A 13,664-nucleotide genomic window follows, 5' to 3' on the forward strand; every position below is an offset into this window, starting at 1 on the left:
GCCGTCCCGATTAACGGTTTTGCCGCTTTTCGGTCCTAGGAATGGGATCATGAAACGCGTCATCGCCATCGCCGACCGTGCAGCTTCCGTCTCGCTGAAACTGCTTGTCGCGCTCAACGTGCTGTTTTTCCTGTCCTTCCTTGCCGTGCTGCTGTTCGCCGCCGGCAGGGCGCACGCGGAAGTCCCGACCTGTACCGGCGCCGACATGCTGTCGGCCTTGCAGAAGGGTAGCCCTGCCACCTACGACAGGATCGAGGCGGAGGCAGCGGCCACGCTCAATGGCAAGGGCCTGCTGTGGAAGCTGGAAAAATCAGGCGAACAGCCATCCTACCTGTTCGGCACCATGCACATGACCGATCCGCGCGTGACCACGCTGCCGGCCTATGCGCAGAAGGCCTTTGACGCCGCCGGCACCCTCATCATCGAGACCACCGACGTGCTCGACAAGCAGAAGATGATGGCGGCGATGCTGAAGGAGCCGGACCTGATGATGTTCACCGACTCCACGACGCTGTCGTCATTGCTGTCGCCGGACGAAGCGGCGGCCATGAACGCCGCGCTCGACGCGCGCGGCATCCCGCCGGCAACGGTCGCCAAGATGAAGCCATGGATGCTGTCGGCCATGATGGCGCTTCCAGCCTGCGAACTCGCCCGCCAGGCCGGCGGAGCGCCGGTGCTCGACGTCAAGCTGGCGGAGAGCGCCAAGGCGGCCGGCAAGCCGGTGGAAGGATTGGAAACGGCCGAGAGCCAGCTCCGCGCCATGGCCTCGCTGCCGCTCGCCTTCCACATGAAGGGCTTGGTCGACACGCTGAAGCTGGGCGACAAGGTCAACGACATCAACGAGACCATGATCGTGCTCTACCAGAGTGGCGACACCGGCATGTTCTGGCCGCTGTTCCGCGCCGCCATGCCCGACGAGCAGGACGATCCCGCGGGTTATGCCGCCTTCGAGGAGACCATGATCACCAGCCGCAACAAGGTGATGGTCGACCATGCCGGGCCGATCCTGGCCAAGGGCAACGCCTTCATGGCGGTCGGCGCGCTGCATCTTCCCGGTCCAGAGGGACTGGTCGAGGATTTCCGCAAAGCCGGCTATACTGTCACCGCCGTCAATTGAGTCGGATGGCAGCGGAGGCCCGCAAACGCCGCGTTTCCGGCGTTTTCCTCCGCTAGCGTGAAACCCAATCAACGGTTGCGCGTTGATGAATGTTGATTGACCATTTTCATTTTCCCGGAGGACACGTTTATGGCGAACACACCAAATCCAAACGATCCGTACAATTCGTCCACCAATGCCCCTCGGCCGAGCGGCGGTGGCGGCAGCCCTTGGCTGATTGCGCTGGTCGTCGTTATTCTGGCGATAGTCGCGTATTACGTTTTCGGAAGAAGTGGCCAGCACCCGGCACCCGCCGAGCCGCCAGCGGCCAGCACACCGGCCCCGGCGCCCGCGCCGGCTGAACCGATGAAGCCCGCCGAACCGGCCAAGCCACCAGCCCCGGCTCCCGCGCCTGCACCAGCGCCTGCGCCGGCCCAGTAAGCGGCTCGATATCAAAGACGAACGGCCCGCTGAAAGGCGGGCCGTTTTTGTTTGGTAATGACCGTTGGGGGCCTTGGCGCCAAGCCACTGCGCGCGTTCGTCATCCTCGGGCTTACCCGAGGATCCATGCCGCGACCTCGGCCGAGGAATGCAGAGGAGCAGAATTCCGCACCGCGGGAGCGCTCTAAAATCACGGCATGGATCCCTTGGGCTGCGGAGCAGCTCCAGGGCCGCGTCGCTTCGCTCCTTGCTCCGCCATAGGACGACGAAGCGTTGGGCACCCTCAGATATGGATCGGCTTGAAGAACGTCGCCAGCGCCGCTTCCTTCACCGCTTCCGACATCGTCGGATGTGCGTGGCAGGTGCGCGCCAGGTCTTCCGACGAGCCGCCGAACTCCATCAGCACCGCCGCCTCGTGGATCATCTCGCCGGCGCCGAAACCGACGATATGGACGCCGAGCACGCGGTCGCTCTGCTTGTCGGCCAGGATCTTCACGAACCCGTCGGTGTGCAGCATGGCGCGCGCGCGGCCATTGGCGGTGAAGGGGAACTTGCCGACCTTGTAGTCGATGCCGGCCTTCTTCAGCTCTTCCTCGGTCTTGCCGACCGAGGCGATCTCCGGACTGGTGTAGACCACGCTCGGAATGACGTCATAGTTCACATGGCCGGCCTGGCCGGCGATGGTCTCGGCCACCGCCACGCCCTCGTCCTCGGCCTTGTGCGCCAGCATCGGCCCGGCGATGACATCGCCGATGGCATAGATGCCGGGAACATTGGTCCTGAGATGGCCGTCGGTCTTGACCCGGCCGCGCTCGTCGACGTTGACGCCGGCTTCCTTCAGACCGAGGCTATCCGAAAAGGCGCGGCGTCCGGTCGAGATCAGCACCACGTCGGCATCGATCGTTTCGGCGGCACCGCCCTTGACCGGCTCGAAAGTGACGGTCGCGCCCTTCTTGGCCTTGGTGACGCCGGTGACCTTGGCGCCGAGCTTGAACTCGAAGCCTTGCTTGGAGAGCAGCCTCTGGAATTGTTTCGACACCTCGCCGTCCATGCCGCCCAAAATGGTGTCGAGGAACTCGACCACGGTGACCTTGGCTCCGAGCCGTGCCCAGACCGAGCCGAGCTCGAGCCCGATGACGCCGCCGCCGACCACCACCAGATGACCAGGCACCTTTTCCAGCGACAGCGCACCGGTCGACGACACGATGATTTTCTCGTCGAAATCGACCTTGACGCCCGGAATGCCGGCGACATCGGACCCGGTGGCGATGACGATGTTTTTGGTCTCGATCTCCTCGATCTTGCCGTCCTCGCCGGTCACCGAGACTTTGCCGGCGGCGACCACCTTGCCGGTGCCGCGGAAGGCATCGACCTTGTTCTTCTTGAACAGGAAGGCGACGCCATTGACGTTGGACAACACCGTCGCGTCCTTGTGCGCCATCATTTTCTTCAGGTTCAGCTTGGGTGCCGGTATCTCGACACCGAGCGTGTCGAAGGAATGGCCGGCCTCGGCGAACATCTCGGAGGCATGAAGCAGCGCCTTGGACGGGATGCAGCCGATGTTGAGGCAGGTGCCGCCGAAGGTCGCGTTCTTCTCGACCACCGCGACCTTCAGCCCAAGCTGCGCCGCCTTGATGGCGCAGACATAGCCGCCCGGTCCCGAGCCGATGATAACCACGTCATAAGCCATGTTTGTTTCCCTTTTGCTTGGGGCTCAGCGGCCGCCGCTGACATTCAGGATCGCGCCCGTCGTATAGGACGCGGCATCGGAAAAAAGATAGAGGACCGCGCCGGCGACTTCATCCGCCGTGCCTGCTCTCTTCATCGGCAACAGGTCGCGGAATTGTTCTATCCGGTCGGGCTGGCCGCCGGAGGCGTGGATGTCGGTGTCGATGATGCCCGGCCGCACCGCATTGACGCGAATGCCTTCCATCGCCACCTCGCGGGCGAGGCCGATGGTGAAGGTGTCGATGGCGCCCTTGGAGGCTGCATAGTCGACATATTCGCCAGGCGAGCCCAGCGTCGCCGCCGCCGACGATATGTTGACGATCGATCCGCCCGACCCGCCATGCCGCGTCGACATGCGCTTGACGGCCTCGCGGGCGCACAGGAACGAGCCCACCACATTGATGCGCATCATGCGTTCCAGCCGCGACACATCCATCTCGTCGACGCGCGCCTTGACGTCGACAATTCCGGCATTGTTGACGAAGGCGTCGAGCCGGCCAAAGGCGTGGTCGACAGCGCCGAACATGGCCACGATATCGGTTTCCTTGCCGACATCGCCCCTGACGGCAACAGCTTCGCCGCCGCCGGCCTTGATCTCGGCAACCAGCGCATCTGCCGCAGCCTTGCTGGAGGCGTAATTGACCGCGACGCGATAGCCAGCCTTGGCTCCCAGCCGGCAGATGGCAGCGCCGATGCCACGGCTGCCGCCGGTGACCAGCAGCACTTTTTGCGTCGCGCTCATTCCTGGCATCCCTTCATCGCGAACACATCCGACGGCACTTTCGAAAAACCGCTGCCGCCATAGGCCCGGGATTGCCGCAACGCCGGCCCGAGATCGGGCAGGATCAGCGTCTTCGGCGCCTCGACGCCCTCGGCCGGCAAAAGCCCGATATTGCCCTTGTCGTCGGACGTGTAGACGACGCCGTTCCACAGCGTGCAGGCGGCAAGCTCCTCGCCGGTGACATCGCCTTCCGGACATTTGTACATCAGCGCGCCGTTAGGCCGCGATACGTCCTGGGTCCACATGACGATGCCGTTCAGCACGACATTGTTGTCGAGGACCAAGCGAAACCTGTTGGTGACGGTGGCCGACGTGCCTGTTGGGGTGAAGTCGATCTCCGCGCCGCTCTGGCTGTCGCCGTAAACGGCAAGCTCGGATGGACAGGCGGCATGGGCATTTGCAACAGCCGCGAGAATGCCGGCCACCAGCACGACCGGTCTGGCGAGCCCAGGCAAAAGGGCCATCATTGGCCAGCCCTGCCGCAACCCGCCATCCGACCGCCTCAGAGATCGAGCACCAGCCGCTCGGGATCCTCCAGGCTTTCCTTGACGCGCACCAGGAAGGTTACGGCTTCCTTGCCGTCGACGATGCGGTGATCGTAGCTGAGCGCCAGGTACATCATCGGTCGGATCACGATCTGGCCGCCGACCACGACCGGCCGCTCCTGGATCTTGTGCATGCCGAGAATGCCCGACTGCGGCGCGTTGAGGATCGGCGTCGACATCAGCGATCCGTAGACACCGCCATTGGAGATGGTGAAGGTGCCGCCCTGCATATCCGCCACCGACAGCTTGCCATCACGTGCGGCAATGCCCAGCCGGCCGATATCCTTCTCGATCTCGGCGATGGACATCTGGTCGGCATCGCGCACGACCGGAACCACGAGCCCCTTTTCGGTGCCGACCGCGACGCCGATATGGGCATAGTTCTTGAAGATGATGTCGGTGCCGTCGATCTCGGCATTGACCGAAGGGATTTCCTTCAGCGCGTGCGTGACGGCCTTGGTGAAGAAGCCCATGAAGCCGAGCTTCACGCCGTGCTTCTTCTCGAACACGTCCTTGTATTTGGTCCTGAGCGCCATCACGGCCGACATGTCGACCTCGTTGAAGGTGGTCAGCATGGCTGCGGTCGACTGCGCTTCCTTCAGCCGGCGCGCGATGGTCTGGCGCAGCTTGGTCATGCGCACGCGCTCTTCACGCGAAGCATCGTCGCCCGACGACGGCGCCCGGACCGCAACCGGGGCCGGCGCCGCTTTCGGCGTTTCGGCCGGCTGCGACGGCGCCCCCTTGGAGATGGCGTCGAGCACATCGCCCTTCAGCACCTGGCCGCGCTTGCCCGAGCCGGAAAGCTGGTCGACCGACAGATTGTTCTCGGCGATCAGCTTTGCCGCCGCCGGCGCCGGCGGCATGGTGCGCGGCTCGACCGGGCCGGCGTCGCCTGCAACCTTGGCGGTCTCTGCCGCGGCCTGCTTGGTGGTCTGCGCCGCGTCGGGGCTCGAAGCCTGCGCCACGGCTTGCGGCCTGGTCGCGGGAGCAGCCGCCCCACCGCCCGAAATCGACCCTAGCAGCGCGCCGACGCCGACCGTCTCACCCTCTTTTACAGAGATTTCGCCGAGCGTGCCGGCGGCGGCGGCGGGCACCTCCACAGTCACCTTGTCGGTCTCGAGCTCGACCAGCGGCTCGTCGGCGGCAATGGCATCGCCGACCTTCTTGAACCATTTGCCGACGGTCGCTTCGGTGACGGATTCGCCAAGGGTGGGAACGCGGATTTCGGTAGCCATTGTGCCTGTCCGTTCTTTCGCTTCAGTTCTATTCGCCCAATTCTGCTTATTCGCCGAGCGCGTCTTCGAGTAACGCGGCGAGCTGGGCAAGGTGCTTCGACATCAGGCCGGTCGCCGGCGACGCGGCCGCCGGACGGCCGGTGTAGCGCACCCGCTGATGCTTGGCGTCGATATGTGCCAGCACCCATTCCAGATACGGGTCGATGAATGACCAGGCGCCCATGTTCTTGGGTTCCTCCTGGCACCACACCATCTCCGCATTGCGGAAGCGTGACAGCTCCGTGATCAGCGCCTTGGCCGGGAACGGGTAGAGCTGTTCGACGCGCAGCAGGTAGATGTCGTTGATGCCGCGCTTCTCGCGCTCCTCATAGAGGTCGTAATAGACCTTGCCCGAGCACAGCACGACGCGGCGAATCTTGGAATCCTTGGTCAGCTTGATCGCCTGGTTGGGCAACAGCTGGGCATCGTCCCACAACAGCCGGTGGAACGAGCTTTCGCCCGAGATTTCCGGCAGCGTCGACACCGCCCGCTTGTGGCGCAGCAGCGACTTCGGCGTCATCAGGATCAGCGGCTTGCGGAAGTCGCGCTTCAGCTGCCGGCGCAAGATGTGGAAATAGTTAGCCGGCGTCGTGCAGTTGGCGACCTGCATATTGTCTTCGGCGCAAAGCTGCAGGAAGCGCTCCAGCCGGGCCGAAGAATGTTCCGGGCCCTGGCCCTCATAGCCATGCGGCAACAGGCACACGAGGCCCGACATTCTGAGCCATTTGCGCTCGCCCGACGAGATGAACTGGTCGAACACCACCTGGGCGCCGTTGGCGAAGTCGCCGAACTGCGCTTCCCACAGGGTCAGCGCCTTCGGCTCGGCCAGGCTGTAGCCATATTCGAAGCCCAGCACCGCTTCTTCCGACAGCATCGAGTTGATGACTTCGTACCCGGCCTGCGCCGCCGACAGATTGTTGAGCGGGATGTAGCGGGTCTCGTCGCGCTGATCGTAAAGCACGGAATGGCGCTGCGAGAAGGTGCCGCGTTCCGAATCCTGCCCCGACAGCCGGATCGGATTGCCGTCGAGCAGGATCGCGCCGAAGGCCAGCGCCTCCGCCGTCGACCAGTCGATGCCTTCGCCGGACTCGATCGCCTGGCGCCGATTCTCGAGGAAGCGGATGATCGTCTTGTGCGCTTCGAAATCCTTCGGCACCTCGGTCAGCTTCTTGCCGATTTCCTTCAGCGTCTTGACCGGCACGGCGGTCTTGCCGCGCCTTGTCTCGTCCTGATTGTCGGCCGTGCGCAGGCCCGACCAGGCGCCGTCGAGCCAGTCGGCCTTGTTGGGCTTGTAATGCTGGCCGACTTCCCATTCGGCTTCCAGATGCGTGCGCCAGTCGGCCTTGAGCTGGTCGAGCTCGGCCTGGGTGATGTGGCCTTCCGCGATCAGGCGCTCGCCATAGATCTGCACCGTCGTCTTATGGGTGCGGATGTTGCGGTACATGAGCGGCTGGGTGAAGGCCGGCTCGTCGCCCTCATTGTGGCCGAACCGGCGGTAGCAGAACATGTCCACGACCACCGGCTTGTGGAACTTCATGCGGAACTCGATCGCCACCTTGGTGGCGTGCACCACGGCTTCCGGGTCGTCGCCATTGACGTGGAAGATCGGCGCCTCGATCATCTTGGCGACGTCGGACGGATAGGGCGACGAGCGCGAGAAACGCGGATTGGTGGTGAAGCCGATCTGGTTGTTGATGATGAAATGCAGCGTGCCGGCGACGCGGTGGCCGCGCAGGCCCGACAGGCCGAGGATCTCAGCGATCACGCCCTGGCCGGCGAAGGCGGCGTCGCCGTGCAGCAAGAGCGGCAACACCTTGGCTCGCTCTTCCAGTGGCACGATTTCCTCGCGGCCACGGCCGAACAGGGAATCCTGCTTGGCGCGCGCCTTGCCCATCACCACGGGATCGACGATCTCCAGATGCGAGGGGTTGGCGGTCAGCGACAGGTGCACCTTGTTGCCGTCGAACTCGCGGTCCGACGAGGCGCCGAGATGGTACTTCACGTCGCCCGAGCCCTCGACCTCGTCGGGGGCTGCGGAGCCCCCCTTGAACTCGTGGAAGATGGCGCGGTGCGGCTTGGCCATCACTTGGGAAAGCACGTTGAGGCGGCCGCGATGGGCCATGCCGAGCACGATTTCCTTCAAGCCCAACTGGCCGCCGCGCTTGACGATCTGCTCCAGCGCCGGGATCAACGATTCACTGCCGTCGAGACCGAAGCGCTTGGTGCCCTTGTACTTGACGTCGATGAACTGCTCGAAGCCTTCCGCCTCGACCAGCTTCTGCAGGATCGCCTTCTTGCCGGTGGCGGTGAACGAAATCTCCTTGTCGGCGCCCTCGATACGCGCCTGGATCCAGGCCTTTTCCTCGGGATCGGAAATATGCATGAACTCGACGCCGAGCGTCGAGCAATAGGTGCGGTTGAGGATTTCCAGCATCTGCCGGATGCTGCCGAATTCGAGCCCGAGCACATTGTCGAGGAAAATGGGCCGGTCGTAGTCGGCTTCGGTGAAGCCGTAATTCTCCGGCGACAGCTCGTTATAGTCTTCGAGCTTTGCAATGCCGAGCGGGTCGAGATTGGCGTGCAGATGGCCGCGCATGCGGAAGGCGCGGATCATCATGATGGCGCGCACCGAATCGCGCGTCGCCTGGTGCACATCGGCGTCGGACAGCACGACACCGTTGGTGACCGCCTTGTCCTTGACCTTCTTTTCCAGGTGCTTTTCGACGATGCCCCAATTGCCGTCGAGCGCCGACACCAATTCGCCATTGGCCTGCAGCGGCCAGGAGGGTTTGGCCCATGAGGCGCCCTTGGCGTTCCTGCGCACATCGCCGGCATCGTCCTTCAGTCCGGCGAAGAACTCCTGCCACTCGGGATTGACCGAGGCGGGATCGTCCTCATACGCCGCGTAGAGCGCGTCGATGTAATCGGCATTGCCGCCATAGAGGAAAGAGGTAAGCGAGAATTGGTCGTTGGCCTGATCTTGTCGTGCCATTTTGTCCGCGGAGCCTGGCTCCGTCTCCTTTTTTTGGGGAGTGAGTGGTCAGTAGTCAGTAGAGAAATGGATGTCTCTCATTTGTTCACCGCTCAGCTTTTTCACTACTCACTATTCACTACTCACTTAACCCTTGATCGCCTCGACCAGCGTCGTGCCAAGCCGCGCCGGCGAGGGCGAAACCTTGATGCCGGCCGATTCCATCGCCGCGATCTTGTCTTCGGCGCCGCCCTTGCCGCCGGAGATGACCGCGCCCGCATGACCCATGGTGCGGCCGGCCGGCGCGGTGCGCCCGGCGATGAAGCCCGCCATCGGTTTCCTGCGGCCGCGCTTGGCCTCGTCCTTGAGGAACTGCGCGGCGTCTTCTTCGGCCGAACCGCCGATCTCGCCGATCATGATGATCGACTTGGTCTCATCGTCGGCGAGGAACATCTCGAGCATGTCGATGAACTCGGTGCCCTTGACAGGATCGCCGCCGATACCGACGGCGGTGGTCTGGCCGAGGCCGACATTTGTGGTCTGGAACACGGCCTCATAGGTAAGTGTTCCCGAGCGCGAAACAACGCCGACCGAACCCTTGCGGAAGATGTTTCCGGGCATGATGCCGATCTTGCATTCGTCGGGGGTGAGCACACCCGGACAGTTCGGTCCGATCAGCCGCGAAGTCGAGCGGTCGAGCCGCGCCTTGACCTTGACCATGTCCATCACCGGAATGCCTTCGGTGATGCAGACGATCAGCGGGATCTCCGCCTCGATCGCCTCGATGATGGCTTCGCCCGCGCCCGCCGGCGGCACGTAGATGACGGAGGCGTTGGCGCCTGTCCTTTCCTTGCCTTCGGCGACCGTGGCAAAGATCGGCAGGCTCTCGCCCTTCGCGCCGGTCCAGGTCTCGCCGCCCTTCTTCGGGTGGATGCCGCCGACCATCTTTGTCCCGTGATAGGCCAGCGCCTGCTCTGTGTGGAACGTGCCGGTCTTGCCGGTCAGGCCCTGCACCAGCACCTTGGTGTTCTTGTCGACGAGAATGGACATCGGAGCCCTTTTCTAAAAACCGTTGATCGAGGAAGGTGAGACGCGCCGGTAGACGCCACTCACCATGTCTTGCCAGTCATCGTTGCCGGCAGGTTTGAAATGCAATCGCATGCGGTAGGTGTCGGCATCGTCGAAAATATAGGTCACGCGCGCAAAGCCGCGCGGCGATGACCGCTCCAGCACCAGTTCGTTGCCGTTCCACATACCCGTGGCAGGCGACAACGGCACGAAGCCCATCGAATCGAACTGGTGCATGGTCACGACGCCGTTCTGGTGGTCGACGCCGAATACGGTGTGCGAACCGAACGAAATCGTGCCGTCGCGACGCTGACGATAACGCTGCACCACGAACTGGCCGCCGAACTTCGCTTCCGCCAAAACTTCGCTGGTCGCCGTGCCGCCATCGGCCCATTGCGTCTCCGCCACCTCTTCCTCGCCGCGCCACGCGCCGACCAGCGCCTGCAGGCGCTGGTGGTCGGCCGAGAGCGAAGAGAAGGACGCCGCGTTCATGGATCAGAGCCGCTTCAGATCGGTGACGGTGAGATCGCTCTTGGCATTGCCGGTGTTGAGCGTCGTCGCCGGCTCGAACATCAGCACCACGGGCTCTGCGGCGAGCGAGCGCGGCCGGTGCTCGACACCGCGCGGCACGACGATGAAATCGCCCTCGCCGAGCTCAACCTGACCATCGCGGAAATCGATGGCGATCCTGCCGCGCAGCACGAGGAAGGCTTCGTCCTCATTGTCATGCGCGTGCCAGTCGAAGGCCTCGCCGAACTTGGCGACCTTGGCCTGGCTATCATTGACGTCGCCGGCGATATGCGGATCGAACACCTCAGTGATCGTTTGATCCGCCGCCTCGACCAGATTTATCTTGCGCGGAGGCACCGTCTCAGCCCTGCACCGCCGCAACGATCTTCTTGGCCGCGTCATCAAGATCATCGGCGGACACGACGTTCAAACCGCTGTCGTTGATGATCTTCTTGCCGAGCTCGGCATTGGTGCCTTCCAGGCGCACGACCAGCGGCACTTTCAACCCGACTTCCTTGACCGCTGCAATCACGCCCTCGGCGATGATGTCGCACTTCATGATGCCGCCGAAAATATTGATCAGGATGCCTTTGACGGCCGGGTCCCTGGTGATGATCTTGAACGCCGCCGTCACCTTCTCCTTCGAAGCGCCGCCGCCAACATCGAGGAAGTTGGCGGGCTCGGCGCCATAGAGCTTGATGATGTCCATCGTCGCCATGGCAAGGCCGGCGCCGTTGACCATGCAGCCGATATTGCCGTCGAGCGCGACATAGGCGAGATCGTATTTCGACGCCTCGATCTCCTTCTCGTCCTCTTCGGTGGTGTCGCGCAGTTCCATCAGATCGGGGTGGCGGAACAGCGCGTTGTTGTCGAACGACACTTTCGCATCGAGCACGCGCAGGCGGCCGCTCTTCATCACGATCAGCGGGTTGACCTCGAGCAGGCTCATGTCCTTCTCGACAAAGGCCTTGTAGAGGATCGGGAACAGCGTGCCGCCATCCCTGGCCGCGTCGCCGTCGAGCTTCAGCGCGCCATTGAGCGCCTTCACGTCGTCCGCCGTAACGCCCTTCTCCGGGTCGATGGCGACGGTGATGATCTTTTCCGGCGTGTCGTGCGCGACCGCCTCGATGTCCATGCCGCCCTCGGTCGAGACGACGAAGGCGATGCGGCCGACCGAGCGGTCGACCAGGATCGAGAGATAGAGCTCGCGCTCGATGTCGGCACCGTCCTCGATATAGAGGCGATTGACCTGCTTGCCGGCCGGGCCGGTCTGCTTGGTGACCAGCGTGTGGCCGAGCATCTCGTTGGCGTTGGCCACCACCTCGGCGACCGACTTCGCCAGCCGCACGCCGCCCTTGGCGTCGGGGCCGAGCTCCTTGAATTTGCCCTTGCCGCGGCCGCCGGCATGGATCTGGCTCTTCACCACGTAGAGCGGGCCTGGCAGCGCTTGTGCCGCGGCTTCCGCCTCGCTTGCCTTGAACACCGGCACGCCTTCGGCCACCGGCGCGCCAAAGCTCTTCAGCAGCGCCTTGCCTTGATATTCATGGATGTTCATCGGGAACTATCTCCAGGTCGGTTGCCGGGGGTGATGTTTTGGCGGGTTACTTCGAGGCGAGCTGCGGCGCGATCTTGACACAGGCCTCGGTCAGGCCCTGCACGGTCGCCACCGAAGCCTCGAACATCTTCTGCTCGGCCTTGTTGAGGTCGATCTCGATGACGCGCTCGACACCGCCGGCGCCGATGACCACGGGCACGCCGACATAGGTGCCCTTGACGCCATATTGGCCCGAGAGGTGCGCCGCGCAAGGCAGCACGCGCTTCTTGTCCTTTATGTAGGATTCGGCCATCTGGATCGCCGACGCCGCCGGCGCGTAGTAGGCCGAGCCGGTCTTCAAGAGGCCGACGATCTCGGCGCCGCCGTCGCGGGTGCGCTGCACGATCTGGTCGAGCTTTTCCTTCGAAGTCCAGCCCATCTTGACCAGGTCGGGAAGCGGAATGCCCGACACCGTCGAATAACGGATCATCGGCACCATGGAATCGCCGTGGCCGCCAAGCACGAAAGCGGTAACGTCCTCGACGGAGACCTTGAATTCCTCGGCCAGGAAATAGCGGAAACGCGCGCTATCGAGCACGCCGGCCATGCCCACCACATGAGTCTTGGGCAGGCCCGAAAACTTCTGCAGCGCCCACACCATGGCGTCGAGCGGGTTGGTGATGCAGATGACGAAGGCCTTCGGCGCGTACTTCTTCAGCCCGGCGCCAACCTGCTCCATGACCTTCAAATTGATGCCCAGCAGGTCGTCGCGGCTCATGCCCGGCTTGCGCGGCACGCCGGCGGTGACGATGCACACGTCCGCACCCTCGATGCCGGCATAGTCATTGACGCCGGTCAGCCGGGAATCGAAGCCATCGACCGGCGACGACTGCGCTATATCGAGCCCCTTGCCTTGCGGGATACCCTCGGCGATATCGAACAGGATCACGTCGCCGAGATCCTTGAGGCCGATCATGTGGGCGAGCGTGCCGCCGATCATGCCAGAGCCGATAAGCGCTATCTTGTTGCGTGCCATGTGAGGATGATTTCCCTTTGTCTGTGACGCGCCAACACGGCGTCGAGGAAGAGGCCGGAATGCTTCGGGGACCGCGAATTTCGCCGCACCCAATAGCTCCGGTGCGGAATAAATTCAAACGATTATTTAGACCCCTGCATTTTCAATCGGTTAGAGTGTTTGGGACTTACGTAAACGTCAAAATTTGTAAGCCAACTTGGGAGAATTTACACGATGACGGTCGAGATCAGAAGGCTCAATCCCGGCGATGACACCCTTGTGATGCGGGTTGCCGACGAAGTGTTCGACGAGCCGGTGCGGCTCGATCGCCTTGCCAGCTATCTCGCGCAATCAGGCCATTTCATGATCGTCGCCCTGGCCGGGGACGTTGTCGTCGGCCAATGCGCGGCGGTCATCCACCGCCACCCGGACAAGCCGACCGAACTTTATATCGACGAAGTCGGGGTCTCGCCGGCCTTTCAGCGCCGGGGCATTGCGCGCAAAATGCTGGACGCCATGTTCGCGCTCGGCCGCGAGCATGGCTGCGAGGAGGCCTGGGTCGGCACCGAGCCGGACAATCTGCCAGCCCGGGCGCTTTATGAAGCGCGCAAGGAACCGCATGACGAGGCGAAGAGCTTTGTGATGTATGTTTACGGGCTGTAGATTTTCTAAGCTGGCGCGAAGGAACGCGGCTTCCGGAT

General features: G+C 63.3%; 12 protein-coding genes. 2 read left to right on the plus strand and 10 right to left on the minus strand.

The annotated features are described in order from the left end of the window. Positions 1–49: 49 nt before the first annotated feature. The gene (locus FJ960_RS27660) at positions 50–1,117 is read left to right on the plus strand and encodes a TraB/GumN family protein (protein ID WP_140718291.1); all 1,068 of its coding nucleotides are present in this window, start codon (positions 50–52) and stop codon (positions 1,115–1,117) included. Between the two features lie 703 nt (positions 1,118–1,820). Here FJ960_RS27660 and lpdA read toward each other — a convergent pair. The 10 genes from lpdA to mdh all read right to left on the minus strand — a co-directional run bounded on the left by lpdA (position 1,821) and on the right by mdh (position 12,984). Further along, positions 1,821–3,227: a dihydrolipoyl dehydrogenase gene (lpdA, locus tag FJ960_RS27670; protein WP_140718293.1), complete on the minus strand. Its 1,407-nt coding sequence runs from the start codon at positions 3,225–3,227 to the stop codon at positions 1,821–1,823. Positions 3,228–3,251: 24 nt separating this feature from the next. Beyond that, positions 3,252–4,007 carry an SDR family oxidoreductase gene (locus tag FJ960_RS27675; protein ID WP_140718295.1) on the minus strand — a complete coding sequence of 252 codons (756 nt, stop codon included), beginning with the start codon at positions 4,005–4,007 and terminating at the stop codon, positions 3,252–3,254. Next, complete coding sequence (locus FJ960_RS27680) at positions 4,004–4,513, minus strand: hypothetical protein (RefSeq protein WP_140718297.1); 510 nt, start codon at positions 4,511–4,513, stop codon at positions 4,004–4,006. Before FJ960_RS27680 ends, FJ960_RS27675 begins: the two co-directional genes overlap by 4 nt. Positions 4,514–4,548: 35 nt before the next feature. Continuing rightward, a complete protein-coding gene (odhB, locus tag FJ960_RS27685) occupies positions 4,549–5,826 on the minus strand; it encodes a 2-oxoglutarate dehydrogenase complex dihydrolipoyllysine-residue succinyltransferase (protein ID WP_140510322.1) in 1,278 nt (425 codons plus the stop codon). Positions 5,827–5,872: 46 nt separating this feature from the next. After that, positions 5,873–8,857, minus strand: coding sequence for a 2-oxoglutarate dehydrogenase E1 component (locus FJ960_RS27690; RefSeq protein WP_140510324.1), 2,985 nt, complete (start codon positions 8,855–8,857; stop codon positions 5,873–5,875). Positions 8,858–8,983: 126 nt separating this feature from the next. Continuing rightward, entirely contained in the window at positions 8,984–9,886 is a 903-nt protein-coding gene (sucD, locus tag FJ960_RS27695) for a succinate--CoA ligase subunit alpha (RefSeq protein WP_027145554.1), read from the minus strand. A 12-nt stretch (positions 9,887–9,898) separates the two neighbouring features. Continuing rightward, on the minus strand, positions 9,899–10,396 hold the full coding sequence (locus FJ960_RS27700; protein ID WP_140718299.1) for a DUF1579 family protein: 498 nt from the start codon (positions 10,394–10,396) through the stop codon (positions 9,899–9,901). A 3-nt stretch (positions 10,397–10,399) separates the two neighbouring features. Further along, positions 10,400–10,771 carry a cupin domain-containing protein gene (locus FJ960_RS27705; protein WP_140718301.1) on the minus strand — a complete coding sequence of 124 codons (372 nt, stop codon included), beginning with the start codon at positions 10,769–10,771 and terminating at the stop codon, positions 10,400–10,402. A 4-nt stretch (positions 10,772–10,775) separates the two neighbouring features. Continuing rightward, complete coding sequence (gene sucC, locus FJ960_RS27710; protein ID WP_140510330.1) at positions 10,776–11,969, minus strand: ADP-forming succinate--CoA ligase subunit beta; 1,194 nt, start codon at positions 11,967–11,969, stop codon at positions 10,776–10,778. Between the two features lie 46 nt (positions 11,970–12,015). After that, positions 12,016–12,984, minus strand: coding sequence for a malate dehydrogenase (gene mdh, locus FJ960_RS27715; RefSeq protein ID WP_140718303.1), 969 nt, complete (start codon positions 12,982–12,984; stop codon positions 12,016–12,018). Between the two features lie 213 nt (positions 12,985–13,197). Between mdh and FJ960_RS27720 the strand changes: the two genes are divergently transcribed. Continuing rightward, complete coding sequence (locus tag FJ960_RS27720; protein WP_140510334.1) at positions 13,198–13,626, plus strand: GNAT family N-acetyltransferase; 429 nt, start codon at positions 13,198–13,200, stop codon at positions 13,624–13,626. Positions 13,627–13,664: the final 38 nt, after the last annotated feature.

Origin of the sequence: Mesorhizobium sp. B2-3-11, from assembly GCF_006442215.1 — a bacterium.
Taxonomy (GTDB): Bacteria; Pseudomonadota; Alphaproteobacteria; order Rhizobiales; family Rhizobiaceae; genus Mesorhizobium; species Mesorhizobium salmacidum.

Bases quoted from the DNA above. Each gene is read 5' to 3' on its own strand.
- FJ960_RS27660 (WP_140718291.1), top strand. From the start codon at position 50: ATGAAACGCGTCATCGCCATCGCCGACCGTGCAGCTTCCGTCTCGCTG.
- lpdA (WP_140718293.1), bottom strand. From the start codon at position 3,227: ATGGCTTATGACGTGGTTATCATCGGCTCGGGACCGGGCGGCTATGTC.
- FJ960_RS27675 (WP_140718295.1), bottom strand. From the start codon at position 4,007: ATGAGCGCGACGCAAAAAGTGCTGCTGGTCACCGGCGGCAGCCGTGGC.
- FJ960_RS27680 (WP_140718297.1), bottom strand. From the start codon at position 4,513: ATGATGGCCCTTTTGCCTGGGCTCGCCAGACCGGTCGTGCTGGTGGCC.
- odhB (WP_140510322.1), bottom strand. From the start codon at position 5,826: ATGGCTACCGAAATCCGCGTTCCCACCCTTGGCGAATCCGTCACCGAA.
- FJ960_RS27690 (WP_140510324.1), bottom strand. From the start codon at position 8,857: ATGGCACGACAAGATCAGGCCAACGACCAATTCTCGCTTACCTCTTTC.
- sucD (WP_027145554.1), bottom strand. From the start codon at position 9,886: ATGTCCATTCTCGTCGACAAGAACACCAAGGTGCTGGTGCAGGGCCTG.
- FJ960_RS27700 (WP_140718299.1), bottom strand. From the start codon at position 10,396: ATGAACGCGGCGTCCTTCTCTTCGCTCTCGGCCGACCACCAGCGCCTG.
- sucC (WP_140510330.1), bottom strand. From the start codon at position 11,969: ATGAACATCCATGAATATCAAGGCAAGGCGCTGCTGAAGAGCTTTGGC.
- mdh (WP_140718303.1), bottom strand. From the start codon at position 12,984: ATGGCACGCAACAAGATAGCGCTTATCGGCTCTGGCATGATCGGCGGC.
- FJ960_RS27720 (WP_140510334.1), top strand. From the start codon at position 13,198: ATGACGGTCGAGATCAGAAGGCTCAATCCCGGCGATGACACCCTTGTG.